This window comes from Halomonas smyrnensis AAD6, from assembly GCF_000265245.1.
Lineage (GTDB): Bacteria > Pseudomonadota > Gammaproteobacteria > Pseudomonadales > Halomonadaceae > Halomonas > Halomonas smyrnensis.
The window spans coordinates 90,507-108,127 of sequence record NZ_AJKS02000010.1 but is presented as its reverse complement, the minus strand read 5'-3'; the positions used below and the strand labels follow the sequence as shown (position 1 = coordinate 108,127).

Here is a 17,621-nt window from a genome sequence, read left to right as displayed (position 1 = left end):
TGGCGGCCCAGGGCCAGGCCCACCGCGGCCTGCTCGAGCGCATCCTGGCGCTGCTCGAGAGCGACGCCCCCGAGACCCTGCACCGGCTCGACGCCGACGCCCTGCTGGCGCGGCTGGCCGGCGAGTCCGCCGCCGCCCGCCAGCGCCTGGCCACGGTGCTCAACGCCCACGGCCTGCACGCCCGCCCGGCCAAGCAGCTGGTCCAGGTCGCCCGCGCCCAGGGCACCACGGTGCGCGTGCGCCTGGCCGAGGGCGGCAGCGAGGCCGTCTCGGCCGCCAGCCTGACCAAGGTCATCAACCTCGGCGCCCGCCGCGGCCAGCAGCTGATCTTCACCGCCGAGGGCGACACCGCCGAGGCCGCGCTGGACGCGGTCTGCCGGGCCGTGGAGGACGGCCTCGGCGAGCACGTCGAACCCTTCGATGCCTACCGCGAGCCGGTGACCACGGCGCCGGAGAACGCCCCGGCGCTGGCGCCGCTGGCCGACGACATCGCCCACCCGGCGGTGGCCGCCTCGCCGGGGCTCGCCATCGCCCCGGCCTTCGTGCTGACCACGCCGAGCTTCGACTACCCGGCCCGCGCCGCCGACCCGGCCGCCGAGCGCCGCCGGCTGAATGAGGCCCTCCGCGAGGGCGGCGAGCAGCTCGAGGCGCTGATCCAGCACGCCCGCGGCGGCGAGGTCTCGCAGATCCTGTCGATGCACGAGGAGATGCTCGGCGACCCGGAACTCCATCAGGCCGCCCGCGAGGGCATCGACGAGGGCGCCTCCGCCGAGGCCGCCTGGTGGGAGGCGATCGACACCGCCGCCCAGGCCCAGGAGCGCCTGGCCGACAAGCTGCTCGCCGAACGCGCCGCCGACCTGCGCGACGTCGGCCGCCGGGTGCTGGGCATCCTGTGCCGGGTCGAGCTGCCCGAGCCGCCGGATCATCCCTACATCCTGGTCACCGACGACATCGGCCCGTCCGACGTGGCGCGCCTCGACACCAGCCGCGTGCGCGGCCTGCTGACCGCCCGCGGCGGCGCCACCGCCCACAGCGCCATCCTGGCCCGGGCGCTGGGCATCCCCGCCGTGGTCGGCGCCGGCGAGCGCATCCTGTCGCTTTCCAACGGCACCGAGCTGATCCTCGACGGCGAGCGCGGGGGGTTGTCCGCGGTGCGCTCGTCCGGGTGCGTGCTGGCTGGCAGCAGCCTGGCCGAGCGCCGCCGCCGCGAGGCCGAGGCCTGGGAGGCCCGCTTCGAGCCGGCCCGCACCCGCGACGGCCATCGCGTCGAGGTGGCCTCCAACCTCGGCAACACCGCCCACGCCGCCGATGCCGTGGAGCGCGGCGCCGAGGGCGTCGGCCTGCTGCGCACCGAGTTCGTGTTCATGGCCCACGCCTCGCTGCCGGACCTCGCGACCCAGATCGGCGAATACCGCGAGGCCCTCGACGCCCTCGACGGCCGCCCGCTGGTGGCACGCACCCTGGACGTGGGCGGCGACAAGCCGCTGCCCTACTGGCCGGTGCCCCAGGAGAGCAACCCCTTCCTCGGCCTGCGCGGCATCCGCCTGGCGCTGACCCGGCCCGAGGTGCTCGAGACCCAGCTCCGCGCGCTGCTGATGGCCGCCGCACCCTCGGCCGAGCCGAAGCGCGACGCCCGGCCGCTGCGCATCATGCTGCCGATGGTCAAGGACGTGGCCGAGTTTCGCGCCGCCCGCGCCATCCTCGACCGGCTGCTCGAGGAGCTGCCGGCCGGCGAGCGCAGCGACGACGTCCAGCTCGGGGTGATGATCGAGGTGCCCTCCAGCGCCCTGCTGGCGCCGACGCTCGCCGCCGAGGTCGACTTCTTCTCGGTCGGCACCAACGACCTGACCCAGTACACCCTGGCCATCGACCGCGACCATCCCGAGCTCTCGGCCCAGGCCGACGGCCTGCACCCGTCGGTGCTCAGGCTGATCGAGATGACCGTGGCCGCGGCCCACGCCGAGGGCAAGTGGGTCGGGGTGTGCGGCGAGCTGGCCAGTGACGCCACCGCGGTGCCGGTGCTGGTCGGCCTGGGCGTCGACGAGCTCTCGGTCAGCGCCCGCCAGGTGCCGCTGGTCAAGGCGCGGCTGCGCGAGTTCGACCTCGAGGAGGCCCGCGCCCAGGCCGCGCTGGCGCTCGCTCAGGCCACCGGCGAGGCGGTCCGCGACGCCCTGGAGGCCCGCTGATGGCTCGCCTGCTGACCCTGACCCTGAATCCGGCCCTGGACCTGTCGATATCGCTTGCGCGCCTGGCGCCCGGCGAGGTCAACCGCACCAGCGCCACCCACCTCGCGGCCGCCGGCAAGGGCGTCAACGTGGCCCGGGTGCTGGCGGCCCTCGGCCATGACGTCTGCGTCTCGGGCTTCCTCGGCGCCGACAACGACGGCCCCTTCCTGCGCGCCTTTGAGGCCGCGGGGCTCGAGGACGCCTTCCTGCGCGTGCCCGGCGAGACCCGCATCAACGCCAAGCTGGCCGAGGCCGACGGCCGGGTCACCGACGTCAACGGCCCGGGCCCGGCCATCGACGCCGAGGCCTGGCAGGCGCTGCTCGACCGGCTCGAGGCGCTGGCCGCCGATGACGCCCGCCGCCCCGAGGCGGTGGTGATCGCCGGCAGCCTGCCGCCCGGCGTCACGCCCGAGGCGCTGGCCGAGCTGATCGCGCGGCTGCGCGGCGCCGGCCTGCCGGTGTGGGTCGATACCAGCGGCCCGGCACTGGAAGCCGCCATCGCCGCCGGCCCCACCGCGGTCAAGCCCAACGAGCAGGAGCTCGCCGCCTGGGCCGGCATGCCCCTCGATAGCGAGGCCGCCCGCCTGACGGCCGCCCGCCGCCTGCACGAGGCCGGCATCGAGGAGGCGGTGCTCTCCGCCGGCGCCGAGGGCGTGCTGTGGGTCAGCCACCGCGGCGCCTGGCAGGCGCTGCCACCGGCCATGACCGTGGCCAGCACCGTGTGCGCCGGCGACACCCTGCTGGCCGCGCTGCTGCACGGCGTGCTCGAGGGCCACGCGCCCGACGAGGCGCTGCGCCTGGCCACCGCGCTGTCCGCCGAGGCGGTCCGCCATGTCGGCGTGGGCGACGCCCGCGCCACCGATTTCCCGTCACTCCAACAACAGACGCGCGTCCACCGCCTTGGCGGCGACGACGCCGGGGGAGCCCTCGCATGAACGTTATCCTCATCACCGCCTGCCCCAGCGGCATGGCCACCACCTTCCTCGCCGCCCGGCGCCTCGAGCAGGCCGCCGAGCGGCTGGGCTGGCAGGCTACCGTGGAGATGCACGGCGAGCTTGCGCCGGTGCAGCCGGTCTCAGCCGAGGCCATCGCGGCCGCCGACCTGGTCGTCGTCGCCGCCGACCACGTGCCGGACCCGCAGCGCTTCAAGGGCAAGTCGCTGTTCCGCGCCACCATCGACCAGGCGCTGCCCGACCCGGGCGGCTTCCTCGAGCGCGCCCGGCGCGAGGCCGAGGCCTTCGTGCCCGGCGGCGAGACCCATGCCACGCCGGCGCCCGAGGCCGGCGCGCCCGGCGGTCGGTCCATCGTCGCCGTCACCGCCTGCCCCACCGGGGTCGCGCATACCTTCATGGCGGCGGAGGCCCTGGCCGAGGCCGGCAGGGCGCTGGGCCATCCCATCCGCGTCGAGACCCAGGGCTCGGTGGGCGCCCAGGACCAGCTGACCGAGGCGGAGATCCGTGACGCCGAGGTGGTGATCCTGGCCTGCGACATCGAGGTCGACCCGACCCGCTTCGCCGGCAAGCGGATCTATCGCACCTCCACCGGCAGCGCGCTGAAGCAGCCGAAGCCGACCCTCGAGGCGGCGCTGGCCGAGGCCGCGGTGGAAGACGGCAGCGCCCCGGCGGCAGGCGGCGAGGCCAGGAAGAGCCTCAAGGAGCGCGGCGTCTACAAGCACCTGCTGACCGGGGTGTCCTTCATGCTGCCGATGGTGGTGGCCGGCGGCCTCTTGATCGCGCTGTCGTTCGTGTTCGGCATCGAGGCCTTCCAGGAGGAAGGCACCCTGCCCGCGGCGCTGATGCAGATCGGCGGCGGCACGGCCTTCGCGCTGATGGTGCCGGTGCTGGCCGGCTATATCGCCTATTCCATCGCCGACCGCCCCGGCATCGCCCCGGGCATGATCGGCGGCATGCTGGCCTCCGAGATCGGCGCCGGCTTCATCGGCGGCATCCTGGCCGGCTTCCTCGCCGGCTACGTGGCCAAGGCGGTGACCCGCTACGTCAGGCTGCCGGCCAGCGTCGAGTCGCTCAAGCCGATCCTGATCATCCCGCTGGTGGCGAGCCTGGTGACCGGCCTGACCATGATCTACATCGTCGGCGAGCCGGTGGCGGCGATCCTCTCCGGGCTGACCGCCTTCCTCGAGAACATGGGCTCCACCAATGCCCTGCTGCTGGGCGGGCTTTTGGGCGCCATGATGTGCTTCGACATGGGCGGACCGGTGAACAAGGCCGCCTACACCTTCGGCGTCGGCCTGCTGGCCTCCGAGACCTACGCGCCCATGGCGGCGATCATGGCCGCGGGCATGGTGCCGGCGATCGGCATGGGCCTCTCGAGCTTCGTCGCCAAGGCGAAGTTCTCCGAGCCCGAGCGCGAGGCCGGCAAGGCGTCGTTCGTGCTGGGCTTGTGCTTCATCAGCGAGGGCGCCATTCCCTTCGCCGCCAAGGACCCGCTGCGGGTGATCCCGGTCAGCATGGTCGGCGGCGCGGTGACCGGGGCGCTGTCGATGCTGTTCGGCGCCAAGCTGATGGCCCCCCACGGCGGCATCTTCGTGCTGCTGATCCCCAACGCCATCACCCCGGTGCTGCTGTACCTGGCGGCGATCGTCATCGGTTCGCTGATCACCGGCCTCGGCTACGCGGCGCTCAAGCGCGGCGGCCAGGCGGTGGCGGTCGAGGCCGGCGCCTGACGCCTCGCCTGACGACGGCCGACACGACAACGCCCCGGCAGGCCATGACGGCCTGCCGGGGCGTTGTCGTCTTCGGGCGAGCGTCGCGTGGGGGCTATTTCACGTGCACCGCCAGGCACTCGCGCAGCTGGCTGCATTCCTGCTGCTTGTGGCGGGCGAAGGCCAGCAGGGCCGTCTCGAGCTCCGGCGTGGCGTTGGTGTCCAGCAGCAGGCGCGACAGGCGGCTGGCCTCGTCGGCGGCGTCCAGCGCCTCCTTCAGCGCCTGGTCGACGCCCATGGCCTCGACCGTGGGAATCGCGGACGCCTCGTCGCGGCTGACGCAGGCGGTCAGCTCCATGCGCTCGGCGGCCTCGGTCAGGGCCTCGAGCTGCTGCTCGCACTCGGCGCCGAGATCGGCCACCACGCGGCTGATGTCGGCGTGGCGCTTGGCCAGCGCCTGGGCGAGCCGGCGGTAGCGCTGCAGGTCCCGACTCTCGAGGCCACTGGCCAGCGTCAGCCGATCCTGGGCGAGCAGGGTAAGCGGGGCGATATCGTTCATGGGTCGCTTCCTCGTGTTGTCGAAGGGACGGGCGCCGCGACGCGGGCGACGTCACCCTGACAAAGCAAGGGGCGGGCCAACTTCTCCATCACGCTGATTTCACACGCATTAGACTAACGTCTATGCCTCGAGCGCGCGGGCCGCGCACCGCCGTGGACGCGACACGCCCCGCCCTGATCGCCCGTGGTGCACGAAAAAAGCCCCGGCCATGATGGCCGGGGCGCAAGGACAGCCAGTGGCTGTCGAGAGAGAACCCGATAGGGTCGACCGAAAGACTCAGTGGTGGAAACGCTCCGCGGCCTCCTGGGCCAGCCGGCGGATGGCGTTCCAGTCCTCGGCCTCGACCAGCGACTTCGGCGTCAGCCAGGAGCCGCCCACGCACATCACGTTGGGCTGGGACAGGTAGTCGCCGGCGTTGTCCAGGCTGATGCCACCGGTCGGGCAGAAGCGCGCCTCGGGGATCGGGCCGGCGAAGGCCTTGAGCGCCTTGACGCCGCCGCTGGCCTCGGCGGGGAAGAACTTGAAGCGGCGATAGCCGTACTGCCAGCCGATCATCAGCTCGGAGACGGTGGCCACGCCGGGCAGCATCGGCACCGGGCTTTCCACGCCGTAGCGATAGAGCGCCTCGGTGGTGCCCGGGGTCACCACGAAGTCGGCGCCGACCTGCTCGGCCTGGCGATACTGCGCCGGGGTCAGCACGGTGCCGATGCCGACGCTGGCCTGGGGCAGCGCCTCCTTGATGCGGCGGGTGGCCTCCAGCGCGCAGTCGGTGCGCAGGGTCACCTCGAGCACGCTGAGGCCGCCTTCGACCAGGGCGGTGGCCAGCGGCACGGCATCTTCCACGCGCTGGATGGCGAGCACCGGGATCACCTCGGCCTTGAGGCAGATGCTGTCGATCTCGGTGGTGCGGGTGGAAGGCAGCTGCTTGTCGATGGTCATGGTCATGGCTCCAGAAAGGGGTCCGGGGCTCAGGGCGCCCAGTAGATGCCGAGCGGGCCGGCCAGGAAGGCGCGGATCGGCAGCGCCCGGGTGTCGTCGCCGGCCAGCGCACGGCCCAGCACCGTGCGCTTCTCCTCGCCGGTGATGTGCAGGAAGTGACGCGGGCAGCGGTGCAGCCGGTCGGCGCTCAGGGTGATGCGCGGCTGGGGCTGGCTCGGCGTGCGCACCGCCACCACCGAGTCGGCGGTGGACAGCGCCAGGCCAAGCTCCTGGCTGTCCGGGAACAGCGAGGCGGTGTGGCCATCGCCGCCCATGCCCAGGATCACCACGCTGGCCGGCCAGGACAGCGCCGCGAGGCGCTCGCCGACCTCGGCCACGCCCTCCTCGGGGGTGGCGGCGGCGCTGGTCAGCGGCACGAAGGTGGCCGCGGCGGCCGGCCCCTGCATCAGGTGGGCCCGCACCAGGCGGGCGTTGCTGTCGTCGGCGTCTTCCGCGACCCAGCGCTCGTCGGCCAGGGTCACGTCGACCCGGGACCAAGGCAGGTCCATGGCGGCCAGGGCCTCGAAGAACGGCACCGGGGTGGAACCGCCGGACACCACCAGCAGGGCGCGCTCGCGCTCGGCCAGGTCGGCCCGAAGGGCCTCGGCCACGGCCTCGGCGAGCTGCCGGGCCAGTTGCTCACGGGATTGGCTCATCTCAATAGTCCTCGTACCAGCTGCGACCGTCCTGGGTGATCATGGCGATGGAGGCCACCGGGCCCCAGGAGCCCGCCGGGTAGCGGCGCGGCGGCTCGGCGCGGTTGTTCCAGGCCTCGATCAGGCTGTCGCACCACTGCCAGGCGTGCTCGACCTCGTCGCGGCGCACGAACAGGTACTGCTGGCCCTTCATCACCTCGAGCAGCAGGCGCTCGTAGGCGTCCGGGATCCGCGCCTTGGGGAAGGCGCTGTTGAAGTCCAGGTGCAGCGGGCCGCGGCGCAGGCGCATGCCCTTGTCCAGGCCGCTGTCCTTGGTCAGCACCTCCAGCGCGATGCCCTCCTCCGGCTGCAGGCGAATCACCAGCTTGTTGGCGGCCAGGTCGCGCTGGTCCGGATCGAAGATGTAGTGCGGCTGCTGGCGGAAGTGGATGACGATCTGCGACATCTTGCCCGGCATGCGCTTGCCGGTGCGCAGGTAGAAGGGCACGCCCGCCCAGCGCCAGTTGGCCACCTCGGTCTTCATCGCCACGAAGGTCTCGGTGTGGCTCGAGATGTTGGCGCCTTCCTCGTCGAGGTAGCCCGGCACGGACTGGCCGTCGATGGTGCCGCCGATGTACTGGCCGCGGACCACGTCGCGCCCCAGCATCTCGTCGGTGAACGGCTTGAGCGCCTTGAGCACCTTGACCTTCTCGTCGCGGATGGCGTCGGCGTCGAGGTTGGCCGGCGGGTCCATGGCGATCAGGCACACCAGCTGCAGCAGGTGGTTCTGCACCATGTCGCGCAGCTGACCGGCCTCGTCGAAGTAGCCCCAGCGCCCCTCGATGCCGACCTTCTCGGCCACCGTGATCTCCACGTGGGAGATATGGTTCTGGTTCCACTGGGTGCCGAACAGCGGGTTGGCGAAGCGCAGCGCGATCAGGTTCTGAACCGTTTCCTTGCCCAGGTAGTGGTCGATGCGGTAGATGCTCGACTCGGGGAACACCGCGCCGATGGCGTCGTTGACCTCGGCCGAGGACGCGAGGTCATGGCCGATCGGCTTCTCCACCACCACGCGGCTCGTGGCGTCGAGGCTGCCGCTGGCGTCCAGGTGACGGCAGATGTCGCCGTAGATCTTGGCTCCCACCGACAGGTAGACCACCATCGGATGCTCGGCGCCCTGGCGCCATTCGCGGATGCCGGCGTAGCCCTCGGGCCTGGTGAAGTCGAGCTGCAGGAAGTCGAGCCGCGCCATGAAGCGGGCCAGCGCCTCGCGGTCGAGCTCCTCGGCCTTGACGTAGGTCTTCAAGGACTTCTCGACGCGCGCCTTGAAGGCGTCCACGTCCAGCTCCTGACGGGCCAGCCCCAGCAGCCGCGTGGCGGGATCGAGCAGCCCCTCGCGCTCCAGGTGGAAGAGCGCCGGAAAGAGCTTGCGCTGGGCCAGATCGCCGAGCGCTCCGAACAGGGCCAGATCGATTGCCGTGCCGAAATCGCCGAAGGAGCCTCCTTCCTGGGGCCGCTTGTGTTGGCTCATGACCACCCTCATCTGGTTAAATTAACAAAATAATAGCCTATCGCGCCGACCATCTCCAAAAACTTCTGTAAAATTACTACTAAATGCGGAGAGGCCCGAGCGGTCACGGCTGGCCGTTACCCGCCCGCGCGCGCTAGGATAGTGGACATAATGTAGTTAAATCACCACATCATATCGACACACCGGCGGCGACCGACGCCGCTACCGCTTCACGGAGACTCCCTCGCGCATGGTCAGTCACGATCTGCTGGACCGCATTCGCCGTCGCCTCGATGAGCTCAACCGATCCGAACGCAAGGTCGCCGACGTCATCCTCGCCGACCCCACCGCCGCCACCAGCATGAGCATCGCCAGCCTGGCCCATGCGGCCTCGGTCAGCGAGCCCACGGTCAACCGCTTCTGCCGCAGCTTCGACGCCAAGGGCTATCCGGACTTCAAGATCAAGCTGGCACAGAGCCTGGCCGGCGGCACGCCCTACGTCAGCCAGGCGGTGGAACCCGGCGATGCCGCGGCCGAATACACCGGCAAGATCTTCGGTGCCACCATCGCGGCGCTGGACATCGCCCGGCGCGAGGTCGACCCGGCGCGGGTCGAGCGGGTGGTCGACTACCTGACCCAGGCCAAGCAGCTGCACTTCTTCGGCCTGGGCGCCTCGGGCGCCGTGGCCCAGGACGCGCAGCACAAGTTCTTCCGCTTCAACATCCCGGTGTCGGCCTATATCGACGTGCTGATGCAGCGCATGATCGCCGCCGCCTGTCACACCGGCGACGTGGTGGTGATCATGTCCTATACCGGCCGCACCCGCGAGCTGGTGGACATCGCCCAGGTGGCGCGCAACAACGGCGCCGTGGTGCTGGGCATCACCGCGCCGGACTCGCCGCTGGCCGACGAATGCACCGAGACCCTGGCGGTCTCGGCGCCGGAGGACACCGACCACTACATGCCGATGACCTCGCGCATGATCCAGCTGGCGCTGATCGACGTGCTGGCCACCGGCGTGACCCTGCGCCGCGGCGAGGACTTCCTGCCCCACCTGAAGAAGATCAAGGACAGCCTGCGCGAGACCCGCTACCCGATGGGCGACGCCGGCTGAGGGCTATCCCTACCACGACACAGCCCACCCGGGGACAAGCTGGCGCGAGGGGTTTTTGACAAGGATGTCAAAAGTAGCGCCCAGGGAAGGGTTCACAGCGCCCTCGCATAAGCTTGTCGCCGGAGAGCTCCTCCCATTCGTCGTTTCCCGGCGCTGGCGCCTCACCCCAGACGCAGCGTCGGCTCGGCGAGCCCCGGCACCGCGAGATCGGCGACGAACAGATCGCCGGCGCCGGGCTCGCGGGCCCGCTGCTCGGCGCTCATGCCCTCGCGGGCGGTGGTGATGTAGAGCGAGGCCAGCCCCGGGCCGCCGAAGGCCGGGCAGGAGGGCTGGGAGACGGGAACGGAGATGGCGCCGATCTCGCGGCCCTCGCGGTCCAGGCGCACCACCCGGCCGGCGCCCCACAGCGCCAGCCACATGGCGCCCTCGGCGTCGATCACCGCCCCGTCGGGATTGCCCTCGCGCCGAGTGACGTCCCCCCACGGCTCGGGCTCGCCGACCGGCCAGCCCTCGGCGTCCAGCGCCCAGCGATAGACGATGCCGCGCGCCGTGTCGGCGAAGTGGGCGTGCTCGCCCTGAGGCGAGAAGCAGATCGCGTTGGGAATCGTCAGCCCGGTCCTGAGCCGCGAAAGCTCGCCGCGATGCAGCCGGTAGAGGCTGCCCGCGCCGTCCTCGGCGCCCCGGCCCATGCTCGACAGCCACAGGCTGCCATGACGATCCACCCGCGCGTCGTTGCTGCGGGTGGCGGCGTTGTCGGCCTCGAAGCCCATCAGCCGTTCGATCGCGCCGGAGGCGGGGTCCAGACGGCTCAGGCGATCCTCGCCCACCACCAGCATCCCGCCGTCGTCCAGCGGCGCGGCCAGCGAGGCCATGTGGTCGAGGTCGATCACGCCGGTCTCGCCGCTCTCCGCCTCCAGCCAGTGCAGCCGCCGGCCGAGGATGTCGCACCACACCAGGCGGCCGGACGCGGCGTGCCACTGGGGCCCCTCGCCCAGCTCGCAGCCGCCGGCCGCCGCCATACGCGCCGCTTCGCTCATGACGCCGGATCCGCGGCCCGCCAGGCCTCGACCAGCTGGCGCGCCCGCTCGCCGACCTCCTCGGCGCCGAGGCCGGGCTTGTAGAGGGCGCTGCCGAGCCCGGCGCCGTCGACGCCGGCGGCCCGCCACTGGGCGAAGTTGTCGACGCCGATGCCGCCCACGGCATAGAGCGCGGTGCCCGCCGGCAGCACGGCGCGCACCGCCTTCATGCCCTCGAGTCCGACCTGCACCGCCGGGAACAGCTTGAGCGCCGTGGCGCCGGCGTCCAGGGCATCGAAGGCCTCGGAGGGCGTGACGATGCCGGGATAGGACGCCATGCCCAGCCGGCGGGTCTCCTCGATCACCGCCGGGCGGCAGTTGGGCGACACGATCAACCGGCCGCCGGCCGCGTGCACGTCGCGCACCTGCTCGGGCGTCAGCACGGTGCCGGCGCCGACCGCGGCACGATCGCCCAGCGCCTCGGCCAGGCGGCGGATGCTCTCCAGCGGCTCGGGGGAGTTCAGCGGCACCTCGAGGCGGTCGAGGCCGGCGGCGAGCAGCGCCTCGCCGACGTCGACGGCCTCGTCGGGGGTGATGCCGCGCAGGATACCGATCAGCGGAAGGGACATGGAACGAGACTCCTGTTCAGTCATGGTCAGGGGAAGCGTGTGCGAGGGCGGCCTGGGCCAGGCCGAGGCCGGCCAGCACCGCGCGCTGGTTGGCGATGATCTCGCTGTCGTGGCCCAGCGCCGAGAGCGCCAGGGCGTAGCGACGGCACAGCGCCTCGCCGCCGATCAGCCGCACGCCCTGGCCCGCGGTGAGATGACGGCAGGCACCGGCCAGCTCCAGGCCGATGGCGAGCCCGGAGAGCCTGGCCGCCAGCACGGCGCCGCGGGCCTCGCCGCCCGGCAGGGCGTCGTCGAGCAGGTCCATGGCGCGCAGCCCGAACAGCGTCCGGGTGAAGGCCTCCGGCGCGGCGGCGGCCTCGGCCACGGCGGCGGTGAAGGCCTCGCGGCAGGCCGCGTCCTCGAGATCGTCCTCGGAGAGCGAGTGGGTCAGCACCGACTGACTGGCCAGCAGGCGATAGAGCTCGCCGGTCAGGTAGGTGTGGAAGCCCTGCACGCGGCCGTCCTCGAGCGTCGCCCACTTGGCGTGGGTGCCGGGCAGACACACGAGGCCGGAGACGCCGGGCGCGAGGGCCGCGAGCCCCGCGAGCTGGGTCTCCTCGCCGCGCATCACGTCGAAGCCGCCGGCGTCCGCGCCCTGGCACAGGCCAGGCAGCAGGCGCACGTCGAGGCGCGCATCCTCGACGGCCGGGCGCACCGCGCCCTCGGCCAGGGCGTCGAGCGCGGTGGGCACCGGCCGGTACGGCGCCTCGCGCCAGCCCTGGCGGGCGCCGGCCATGCCGCAGACCAGCACCGTGACGCGGCCCTCGGCGGGCAGCCAGTCGCCGATGACGGCCAGCAGCGCCGGCTCATAGTCGGCCGGGGCCAGACCCAGCATGCCGCGGGCGGCCTCGGCCTCGGCCAGCACCTCGCCGCCCGCGCCCAGGGCCCAGGCGCGCAGGTTGCTGGAGCCCCAATCGACGGCGACCCAGGCCAGCCGCATGGAAATCGCTTGCGTCATCTCGGCCTCGCTTACCATTCGGCGATGGAGCCGTCGTCATGGGTCCACACCGGGTTGCGCCAGCGGTGGCCCACCTTGGCGCGCTCCTCGACGAAGGCCTCGTCGATCTCCACGCCCAGCCCCGGCCCCTGGGGAATGGCGCAGAAGCCGTCCTCGATGCCGAGCGCCGACTTGTCGACCAGGTAGTCGAGCACGTCGTTGTCCTTGTTGTAGTGGATGCCCATGCTCTGTTCCTGGATGAAGGCGTTGTGGCTGACCGCATCCACGTGCAGCGAGGTGGCGAGCGTCAGCGGGCCGAGCGGGCAGTGCGGGGCCATGGCCACGTCGTGGGCGGAGGCCAGGGCGGCGATCTTCAGGCCCTCGCTGATGCCGCCGCAGTGCGAGAGGTCGGGCTGGACGATGTCGATCATGCCGTCGGCCAGCAGGTCGCGGAACTCGAAGCGGGTGTGCAGGCGCTCGCCGGTGGCCAGCGGATAGCCGAGCCCGCCGGCGATGTGCTTGAGGCAGGGCAGGTGCTCGGGGGCCACCGGCTCCTCGACGAACATCGGATGGAAGGGCTCCAGCTCGCGCAGCAGCGCCTTGGCCATGGGCCGGTGCACGCGGCCGTGGAAGTCGATGCCGATGCCGACGTCGGGGCCCACCGCCTCGCGGGCCTCGGCGACCCGCGCCACGGCCTCGTCGATCTTCTTGTGGGAATCGACGATCTGCAGCTCCGGGGTGCCGTTCATCTTGAAGGCGGTGAAGCCCTGGTCGACCAGCGCCCTGGCGCCCTCGCCCACGTCGCTCGGCCGGTCGCCGCCGGTCCAGGCGTACATGCGCATCTTGTCCCTCACGGCGCCGCCCAGCAGCTGGTGCACGGGCACGCCCAGGTCGCGGCCCTTGAGGTCCCACAGCGCCTGGTCGATGCCGGCGATGGCGCTCATCAGGATCGGCCCGCCGCGGTAGAAGCCGGCGCGGTACAGGGTGTTCCACAGGTGCTCGATGCGGTGCGGGTCCTGGCCGATCAGGTAGTCGGACAGCTCGTGGACCGCGGCCTCGACGGTGGCGGCGCGCCCCTCGATGACCGGCTCGCCCCAGCCGTAGACGCCCTCGTCGGTCTCGATCTTGAGAAACAGCCAGCGCGGCGGCACCTGCCAGGTCTTGAGTCGGGTGATCTTCATGGATGGCTCCTTTCTGAAAGCATGAACGGTCAAGCGTGAACGGCCGCCGCGGGGCGACCGCCGGTATCAGTCGGCGCGGGCGCCGGTCTCGGTGTCGACGCCCAGGTCGCGGGCGGTGCGGCCCAGCACCTCGCGGGCGGCCCGGGCGGCGCGCGGCCCGTCGCCGTCCCTGATCGCCTCGAGCACCGCGCCGTGGCGTTCCAGGCTGTCGCCGAGGCCGTCGTCGCCGCGGGCGGGACGCTGGGAGTGCTGCACCAGGGCCAGGATCGACGGCCGCAGCAGGTGGCCCATCTGGCGCCAGATCAGGTTGTGGCTGGCCTCGTAGATGGCCTCGTGGAAGGCCACGTCGTACTCCACGTGCTGGGCGGCCTGCTGCGAGGCGTCGGCGGTCGCCGCCATGCCGCGAAAGGCCGCCTCGAGGCGGGCCAGATCGTCGGGGCCGGCGGCGCGGGCGGCCAGCTCCGCCACCACCGGCTCGGCGGAGTAGCGAAAGGCCAGCAGCTCGCGCACCAGCTGCGGCTGGGGATGCGCCAGGCCAACCAGCCAGTCGCTCATCTGCGGGTCGAGCAGGTGCCAGTCGCCGACCTCGCGCACCCGGGTGCCGCGCCCGGCGGTGCGCTCGAGCAGGCCGGCGGCGGTCAAACTGGCCAGGGCGTTGCGCACCAGGTTGCGGCTGACGGCGCAGTGGGCGGCGATGTCCAGCTCTTTGGGGAAGGCGTCGCCGGGCTGCCAGTCGCCGCCCAGCAGCGCCCGGGCCAGTCGCCGCGCCAGCGCATCGGCATCGCCCTGATGCGGGCCCAGTGCCTCGAGACTCATCGATCGCTCCCCATGGCCGAGTGGCGTCAGCGCAAAATGTCTGACATTTATCGCGAGAGTGTAAGCCCAACCACACCCCCGCGTCATGCGCCTTTGGTCCAATGGCTCCCGGTCGACGGACTTGCCATGCCCGCCACCAGCCACAACAATACCCCTCCCGATTCCTTCCAGGAGACCGCCCATGCGCTGGATCGCCGCTTCCGCCGCCGCCCTCGCCCTGCTCGCCCAGGGTGCGGCCGCCGACACCTTCCGCTTCACCGCCATTCCCGACGAGGACCAGTCGCGTCTGGTCGAGCGCTTCTCCAAGGTCGCCGACTACCTCGAGGAGCGGCTCGACGTCGAGGTGGAGTACGTGCCGGTGAAGTCCTACGGCGCGGCGGTCACCGCCTTCCGCAACGACCAGGTCCAGCTGGCCTGGTTCGGCGGTCTCTCCGGCGTCCAGGCGCGCCGCCTGGTGCCGGACTCCCGGGCCATCGCCCAGGGCGCCGAGGACGCGGCCTTCGAGACCTACTTCATCGCCCACCGGTCGACGAGGCTGGAAGACGGGGACCAGTTGCCCGACGCGGTCGAGGGCATGAGCTTCACCTTCGGCTCCAAGACCTCCACCTCCGGGCGCCTGATGCCCGAGCACTACCTGCGCCAGCGCTTCGGCGAGGCCCCGGACGAGATCTTCTCCCGGGTCGGCTTCTCCGGTGACCACTCGCGCACCATCGCCCTGGTCGAGGCCGGCACCTACGAGCTGGGCGCGGTCAACTACGCGGTGTGGGACGCCGCCGTGGAGGACGGCCGCGTCGACACCGACCAGGTGCAGGTGATCTGGACCACGCCGAGCTACCCGGACTACCAGTGGACCCTGCGCGGCGACGCCGACGAGCGCTACGGCGAGGGCTTCTCCGACCGGGTCCGCGCGGCGCTGCTGGAGATGGACGACCCCGCGCTGCTCGACAGCTTCCCGCGCTCGGCCTTCATCCCCGCCGACAACGCCATGTACGCGCCGATCGAGGACGTGGCGGAAGAGCTCGGCCTGCTGCGCTGATGGCGCCGACGGAACACACGAACGAGCCATTGCTGACGCTCGACGGGGTCGATCTCGGCCACGGCGAGCGGGTGGTGCTGCCCCGGGTGCATCTGCACCTGGCACGCGGCGAGCGCGTCGCCCTGCTCGGCCCCAGCGGCGCCGGCAAGTCCACGCTGCTGGCGGCGCTGCGGGAGCGGCTTGGCGGGGCGGTCGCCTGGTGCCCGCAGCATCACGGCCTGGTGCCGGGGCTGGCGGTCTATCACAACGTCTACATGGGCCGGCTCGCCGAGCATTCGGCGCTGGCCAACCTGTGGAACCTGGTGCGGCCGCTGCGCGGCCCCTGGGGCGAGGTGGCCGCGCTGTGCGAACTGGTCGGCCTGGACGGGCTGATGCGCCGCCCCGTGGGCCAGCTGTCCGGCGGCCAGCGCCAGCGCACCGCCATCGCCCGAGCGCTCTACCAGCAGCGGGAGGTGTTCCTCGGCGACGAGCCGGTGGCCAGCGTCGATCCCCACCAGGCCCACCGCCTGCTGGGACTGATCGAGCAGCGCCACACCACCAGCGTGATCGCCCTGCACCAGCGCGAGCTGGCGCTGACCCGCTTCGACCGCGTCTGGGGCCTGCGCGACGGCCGGCTGGTGATCGACGCCCCGGCCTCCACGCTGAGCCTTGACGACCTCGACGCCCTCTATCCGGACGCCGACGATACCGCCGCGTCAGCCGAGGCGCCCGAGCCCGCGGCGCCCTCGCCGGCGTCTCTGCCCTGCTCCCGGGGGCGCGCATGAGCGATGCCGCCCTGCCGCGCCGGCCGGCCTGGCTGGCCGGCCGCGCCACGGGCCCGCGCCTGGCCCGCCATACCCTGACGCTGATCGCCCTGGCGCTGCTGCTTGCGCCGCTGGCCGATCTGTCGGTGGTCACCCGCGACCCCTGGACGGAACTCGGACGGATGCTCCAGGGCCTGGCCTGGCCCGACTTCGCTTCCGTCGAGTCGCCCTTCCACGCCCTGGGGCTGACCGTCTCGGTGGCGCTGTGGGGCACGCTCGCGGGCGTGGTGCTGGGCTTCCCGCTGGCGCTGCTGTTCGCCCGTTCACGGCTGGTGCGCGCCGGCTGCGCCTTCGTGCGCGCCATCCACGAGCTGTTCTGGGCGCTGCTGTTCCTGCAGGTGTTCGGGCTCTCGGCGCTGACCGCCCTGGCGGCGCTGGCGATTCCCTACGCCGGCATCTTCGCCAAGGTGTTCGCCGAGATCCTCGAGCAGACCCCGCGCGCACCGGCCGATGCCCTGCCGCCCGGCGTCGGCCGGCTGTCGCGCTTCCTCTACGCCGAGCTCCCGCTGGCCTGGACCCAGCTCGCCGCCTACATCCGCTACCGCTTCGAATGCGGCCTGCGCGCCAGCGTGCTGCTGGGCTTCGTCGGCCTGCCGACGCTCGGCTTCCAGCTCGAGACGGCCTTCCGCGAGGGCCGCTACCCGGAGGCCGGCGCCCTGCTGTGGTGCTTCTACCTGCTGATCGCCACCCTGCCCTGGTGGAGCCACCGGCGGCTGGTGCCGCTGCTGCTGGTCGGCGGCGTCTTCCTGCTCGGCCCCTGGCCGGCGGTGGACGGCGGGCTCTTGTGGCGCTTCGTCAGCCAGGACCTGTGGCCCGCGCCGCTGCTGGCCGGCGACGGGGCGGGGCTGGTCGACTGGTTCGCCAGCATCCCCGAGCTCGCTCCGGCCATCGGCAACACCCTGCTGCTGGCGCTGCTCGGCACCGTCGGCGCGCTGCTGGTGGCGATGGCGCTGTGGCCGCTGGCCAGCCGCCACTTCGGCCATCCCGCGAGCCGGCTGGCCGGCCGCGGGCTGCTGGTGCTGCTGCGATCGACGCCGGAGCTGATGCTGGCCTTCGTCTTCCTGCTGCTGCTCGGCCCCTCGCTGCTGCCCGCCTGGCTGGCCCTGGCGCTGCACAACGGCGCCCTGATCGCCTTCCTCGTCGCCCGCCACGCCGACGGTCTGGAGCCCGGCATGCCGGGGCTGCCCGCCTCGGGCCGGCTGGCCTACGAGCTGCTGCCGCGGGTCTATCCGAGCCTGCTGGCCCTGCTCTACTACCGCGCCGAGGTGATCCTGCGCGAGACGGCGATCCTCGGCATGCTGGGGGTGGCGACGCTGGGCTACTACATCGACGAGAACTTCCAGTACCTGATGTTCGACACGGCGGCCTTCCTGCTGCTGGTCACCGCCGGCCTCAACATCGCCGTGGATGCGCTCTCGCGCCGGCTCAGGCCGCGGGAGGTGCCGCAGGAAGACCCCTGCCTGCGCTGAACCGATCCCCCC

Annotated in this window: 16 protein-coding genes; 7 read left to right on the top strand and 9 right to left on the bottom strand. The window is 72.4% G+C overall.

Features of this window, described 5'->3' with window-relative positions; genetic code table 11:
- The 3 genes from ptsP to UYS_RS0211950 form a co-directional block, all read left to right on the top strand.
- Positions 1-2,186, top strand: a 2,186-nt coding sequence (ptsP, locus tag UYS_RS0211960; protein ID WP_016855751.1) for a phosphoenolpyruvate--protein phosphotransferase, incomplete at its 5' end; no start/stop codon positions are given.
- Positions 2,186-3,160 (top strand): 1-phosphofructokinase, encoded by a 975-nt coding sequence (gene pfkB, locus UYS_RS0211955; RefSeq protein ID WP_016855750.1) that lies wholly within the window; start codon positions 2,186-2,188, stop codon positions 3,158-3,160. The genes ptsP and pfkB, both read left to right, overlap by 1 nt.
- A complete protein-coding gene (locus tag UYS_RS0211950; protein ID WP_016855749.1) occupies positions 3,157-4,908 on the top strand; it encodes a PTS fructose-like transporter subunit IIB in 1,752 nt (583 codons plus the stop codon). Before pfkB ends, UYS_RS0211950 begins: the two co-directional genes overlap by 4 nt.
- Before the next feature lie 94 nt (positions 4,909-5,002).
- Here the strand turns inward: UYS_RS0211950 and UYS_RS0211945 are convergent, their stop codons facing one another.
- The 4 genes from UYS_RS0211945 to zwf all read right to left on the bottom strand — a co-directional run bounded on the left by UYS_RS0211945 (position 5,003) and on the right by zwf (position 8,590).
- On the bottom strand, positions 5,003-5,446 hold the full coding sequence (locus UYS_RS0211945) for a hypothetical protein (protein ID WP_016855748.1): 444 nt from the start codon (positions 5,444-5,446) through the stop codon (positions 5,003-5,005).
- A 276-nt stretch (positions 5,447-5,722) separates the two neighbouring features.
- On the bottom strand, positions 5,723-6,385 hold the full coding sequence (locus UYS_RS0211940) for a bifunctional 4-hydroxy-2-oxoglutarate aldolase/2-dehydro-3-deoxy-phosphogluconate aldolase (protein WP_026068526.1): 663 nt from the start codon (positions 6,383-6,385) through the stop codon (positions 5,723-5,725).
- Positions 6,386-6,414: 29 nt separating this feature from the next.
- Entirely contained in the window at positions 6,415-7,080 is a 666-nt protein-coding gene (pgl, locus tag UYS_RS0211935; protein ID WP_016855746.1) for a 6-phosphogluconolactonase, read from the bottom strand.
- Position 7,081: 1 nt separating this feature from the next.
- Positions 7,082-8,590 carry a glucose-6-phosphate dehydrogenase gene (gene zwf, locus UYS_RS0211930; protein WP_016855745.1) on the bottom strand — a complete coding sequence of 503 codons (1,509 nt, stop codon included), beginning with the start codon at positions 8,588-8,590 and terminating at the stop codon, positions 7,082-7,084.
- Between the two features lie 229 nt (positions 8,591-8,819).
- On the opposite strand from zwf, the gene UYS_RS0211925 reads away from it, so the two are divergent.
- Positions 8,820-9,683, top strand: coding sequence for a MurR/RpiR family transcriptional regulator (locus UYS_RS0211925; protein WP_016855744.1), 864 nt, complete (start codon positions 8,820-8,822; stop codon positions 9,681-9,683).
- 161 nt (positions 9,684-9,844) lie between these two features.
- On the opposite strand, the gene UYS_RS0211920 is transcribed toward UYS_RS0211925, so the two are convergent.
- From UYS_RS0211920 to UYS_RS0211900, 5 genes are all read right to left on the bottom strand, one after another.
- Positions 9,845-10,720: an SMP-30/gluconolactonase/LRE family protein gene (locus UYS_RS0211920; protein WP_156821614.1), complete on the bottom strand. Its 876-nt coding sequence runs from the start codon at positions 10,718-10,720 to the stop codon at positions 9,845-9,847.
- Positions 10,717-11,328, bottom strand: coding sequence for a 2-dehydro-3-deoxy-6-phosphogalactonate aldolase (locus UYS_RS0211915; RefSeq protein ID WP_016855742.1), 612 nt, complete (start codon positions 11,326-11,328; stop codon positions 10,717-10,719). The genes UYS_RS0211920 and UYS_RS0211915 overlap by 4 nt, the downstream gene beginning before the upstream one ends.
- 16 nt (positions 11,329-11,344) lie before the next feature.
- The gene (locus UYS_RS0211910; protein ID WP_016855741.1) at positions 11,345-12,325 is read right to left on the bottom strand and encodes a 2-dehydro-3-deoxygalactonokinase; all 981 of its coding nucleotides are present in this window, start codon (positions 12,323-12,325) and stop codon (positions 11,345-11,347) included.
- Between the two features lie 11 nt (positions 12,326-12,336).
- Complete coding sequence (gene dgoD / locus UYS_RS0211905; protein ID WP_016855740.1) at positions 12,337-13,485, bottom strand: galactonate dehydratase; 1,149 nt, start codon at positions 13,483-13,485, stop codon at positions 12,337-12,339.
- 66 nt (positions 13,486-13,551) lie between these two features.
- Positions 13,552-14,301, bottom strand: coding sequence for a FadR/GntR family transcriptional regulator (locus UYS_RS0211900; protein ID WP_016855739.1), 750 nt, complete (start codon positions 14,299-14,301; stop codon positions 13,552-13,554).
- 181 nt (positions 14,302-14,482) lie between these two features.
- Between UYS_RS0211900 and UYS_RS0211895 the strand changes: the two genes are divergently transcribed.
- Genes UYS_RS0211895 through UYS_RS0211885 form a run of 3 tightly spaced genes read left to right on the top strand, consistent with a single transcriptional unit; the run spans position 14,483 to position 17,609 of the window.
- Positions 14,483-15,337 (top strand): putative selenate ABC transporter substrate-binding protein, encoded by an 855-nt coding sequence (locus UYS_RS0211895; protein WP_016855738.1) that lies wholly within the window; start codon positions 14,483-14,485, stop codon positions 15,335-15,337.
- A 29-nt stretch (positions 15,338-15,366) separates the two neighbouring features.
- Positions 15,367-16,101 (top strand): ATP-binding cassette domain-containing protein, encoded by a 735-nt coding sequence (locus tag UYS_RS0211890; RefSeq protein ID WP_016855737.1) that lies wholly within the window; start codon positions 15,367-15,369, stop codon positions 16,099-16,101.
- On the top strand, positions 16,098-17,609 hold the full coding sequence (locus UYS_RS0211885; protein ID WP_016855736.1) for a PhnE/PtxC family ABC transporter permease: 1,512 nt from the start codon (positions 16,098-16,100) through the stop codon (positions 17,607-17,609). The genes UYS_RS0211890 and UYS_RS0211885 overlap by 4 nt, the downstream gene beginning before the upstream one ends.
- The last annotated feature ends 12 nt before the right edge of the window (positions 17,610-17,621 follow it).

Bases quoted from the DNA above. Each gene is read 5' to 3' on its own strand.
- UYS_RS0211910 (WP_016855741.1), bottom strand. From the start codon at position 12,325: ATGACGCAAGCGATTTCCATGCGGCTGGCCTGGGTCGCCGTCGATTGG.
- UYS_RS0211950 (WP_016855749.1), top strand. From the start codon at position 3,157: ATGAACGTTATCCTCATCACCGCCTGCCCCAGCGGCATGGCCACCACC.
- UYS_RS0211945 (WP_016855748.1), bottom strand. From the start codon at position 5,446: ATGAACGATATCGCCCCGCTTACCCTGCTCGCCCAGGATCGGCTGACG.
- zwf (WP_016855745.1), bottom strand. From the start codon at position 8,590: ATGAGCCAACACAAGCGGCCCCAGGAAGGAGGCTCCTTCGGCGATTTC.
- UYS_RS0211925 (WP_016855744.1), top strand. From the start codon at position 8,820: ATGGTCAGTCACGATCTGCTGGACCGCATTCGCCGTCGCCTCGATGAG.
- pgl (WP_016855746.1), bottom strand. From the start codon at position 7,080: ATGAGCCAATCCCGTGAGCAACTGGCCCGGCAGCTCGCCGAGGCCGTG.
- UYS_RS0211940 (WP_026068526.1), bottom strand. From the start codon at position 6,385: ATGACCATCGACAAGCAGCTGCCTTCCACCCGCACCACCGAGATCGAC.
- UYS_RS0211895 (WP_016855738.1), top strand. From the start codon at position 14,483: ATGCGCTGGATCGCCGCTTCCGCCGCCGCCCTCGCCCTGCTCGCCCAG.
- UYS_RS0211920 (WP_156821614.1), bottom strand. From the start codon at position 10,720: ATGAGCGAAGCGGCGCGTATGGCGGCGGCCGGCGGCTGCGAGCTGGGC.
- UYS_RS0211885 (WP_016855736.1), top strand. From the start codon at position 16,098: ATGAGCGATGCCGCCCTGCCGCGCCGGCCGGCCTGGCTGGCCGGCCGC.
- pfkB (WP_016855750.1), top strand. From the start codon at position 2,186: ATGGCTCGCCTGCTGACCCTGACCCTGAATCCGGCCCTGGACCTGTCG.
- dgoD (WP_016855740.1), bottom strand. From the start codon at position 13,485: ATGAAGATCACCCGACTCAAGACCTGGCAGGTGCCGCCGCGCTGGCTG.
- UYS_RS0211915 (WP_016855742.1), bottom strand. From the start codon at position 11,328: ATGTCCCTTCCGCTGATCGGTATCCTGCGCGGCATCACCCCCGACGAG.
- UYS_RS0211900 (WP_016855739.1), bottom strand. From the start codon at position 14,301: ATGAGTCTCGAGGCACTGGGCCCGCATCAGGGCGATGCCGATGCGCTG.